The organism is Vibrio genomosp. F10 str. 9ZD137, assembly GCF_049974785.1.
Taxonomy (GTDB): domain Bacteria; phylum Pseudomonadota; class Gammaproteobacteria; order Enterobacterales; family Vibrionaceae; genus Vibrio.
This window is the reverse complement of record NZ_JBNGCJ010000063.1, coordinates 1-1,665: the sequence shown is the minus strand read 5'-3', so window position 1 is coordinate 1,665 and position 1,665 is coordinate 1. Positions and strand designations below refer to the sequence as shown.

The following is a 1,665-nucleotide window of genomic DNA, read 5'->3' as shown; positions in this document are numbered from 1 at the left end:
AGTAGCCGCTGCTAATACACTTTTTGCACCACCTGGGCCCGGTGAAGTAGCAAGGTATACAGCGGGTTTATCAGCAAAGACATCACGCTTGATACGAGTCGCCCAATCAAACAAGTTTTTGTATGCCGCAGGGTAATGACCATTGTGCTCAGCAAATGAGATAACAAAGGCATTAGCTCGAGATAAATCGTGAATAAAGCGCAGAGCGCCTTCCGCTTTACCTATCTCTTTTTCTACATCTTCACTGAACATAGGAACCGAGTAATCATTGAGATCAAGCACTTCTACTTCAACGTTTTCTACTAAGTTAGCCGTATACGTCGCGAGCGTTTTGTTGATGGACGTAGAGCTGGTACTTGCACCGAAGGCGATAATTTTCATGACGTTGTTCCTTATTCGTAAACATCTGCTACAGAGAATAACCGAATTGTCCTTTCAAACAACCGCAATGTGCTTAACAAGTCATTCAGAAACATTGAACAAGGGCTCGCTGCATATTGTCTACAACTGATGCTCTCTAAAACTGCTGCGCTCTACAACTGATCCGTTAGCTCAATCCATAAATCATTAACAATCACTCGATCAGCGGGTGTGAGCTCTGTTTTTGCTTCTTCAAGGCTTTGAACTATTCGAGTTTTCAACTCCGTGATATCGTCAATGTTATCTTCTTCACATGAAGCGGCTGACAATGAAATGTGGCCTCGTAAATACCCACCTGCGAACAGCTCGTCGTCAGAAGCAGATTCAATACGTGCATCAATCAACTCTATTAGCTTTTCTTCAAATTCTATAATCATTGTTATCTCTTATTTAACGATAAATTGGTCAGCACATAACGGCTCAACTTGATAATACTGACGAAGGGCTTCAGAGAGCATCATGACTCGTTCAGGTAGCCCTTGCTTCAAAATGCCCATCACTTCTTTATGAACCGTATTCATAAAGGCTAAGCGATCGGGTTCAAAATCGCCGTGTAGATTGTCACAGCTGACGGTAAAAGGAAAGCCTGCACTTTTCGCTATGATCCACTCGTAAGCCTGCGGACGCACTTCGACTTTTTCAAATTCCGCCTGCGCCTGTCTTGTCCGGCCATCCGGTTCGTACCAGTAGCCAAAATCTTCCAATAACCGACGCTTTGGTCCTGCTACGCACCAGTGTGCTATTTCATGCAGCGCTGAGGCGTAAAAACCGCGCGCAAACACAATACGATGATGTGGTGTTTGCTCGTCTGCTGGCAGATAGATCGGCTCATCGCCACCAAGTTCTAGTTTGGTATTGTAGGCGTCAAAAAAAGTATCATTAAAGAGGGCAATTAAGTCTTGATACGTGTGTTTTGGATGGGTCATGGCACTTTAATAAAGATAGCGGTTAACGCACGTATTTTGCTTTGTTTTATGCGTAAGGTAAAGCGCTACTTAGAATGTAAAAAGCATTACTATAGCTAATCTGAAGCCCGCCTTTGAGGTACAATTTTTCATTCGTCACCAATCACATTTGGCTCTAAACTCTCGCTTCATTTTTATCTGACACCCCCCCGCATTCAGGGTGTTCTATTTAACGAGAGATAATGCAATGCTACTTAGTGTTTTGTACATCATTGGCATCACGGCTGAAGCCATGACAGGTGCACTCAGCGCCGGAAAACAAAAAATGGACTGGTTTGGG

Annotated in this window: 3 protein-coding genes and 1 pseudogene; 1 reads left to right on the top strand and 3 read right to left on the bottom strand. The window is 43.7% G+C overall.

Features of this window, described 5'->3' with window-relative positions:
• The 3 genes from ACP45E_RS00855 to ACP45E_RS00845 form a co-directional block, all read right to left on the bottom strand.
• Positions 1–381 (bottom strand): NADPH-dependent FMN reductase (locus tag ACP45E_RS00855; protein ID WP_069584591.1); only part of this gene is annotated, 381 nt, incomplete at its 3' end.
• A gap of 152 nt (positions 382–533) precedes the next feature.
• Complete coding sequence (locus ACP45E_RS00850; protein WP_017036024.1) at positions 534–797, bottom strand: YfcL family protein; 264 nt, start codon at positions 795–797, stop codon at positions 534–536.
• Positions 798–806: 9 nt separating this feature from the next.
• A complete protein-coding gene (locus tag ACP45E_RS00845) occupies positions 807–1,346 on the bottom strand; it encodes an elongation factor P hydroxylase (RefSeq protein ID WP_017038854.1) in 540 nt (179 codons plus the stop codon).
• 226 nt (positions 1,347–1,572) lie between these two features.
• Here ACP45E_RS00845 and ACP45E_RS00840 point away from each other — a divergent pair.
• Positions 1,573–1,665, top strand: a pseudogene (locus ACP45E_RS00840) (TRIC cation channel family protein); the annotation flags it as partial.

What these genes read in the sequence shown, in the direction of transcription:
- ACP45E_RS00850 (WP_017036024.1), bottom strand. Translation starts at nt 797, where the DNA reads ATGATTATAGAATTTGAAGAAAAGCTAATAGAGTTGATTGATGCACGT.
- ACP45E_RS00845 (WP_017038854.1), bottom strand. Translation starts at nt 1,346, where the DNA reads ATGACCCATCCAAAACACACGTATCAAGACTTAATTGCCCTCTTTAAT.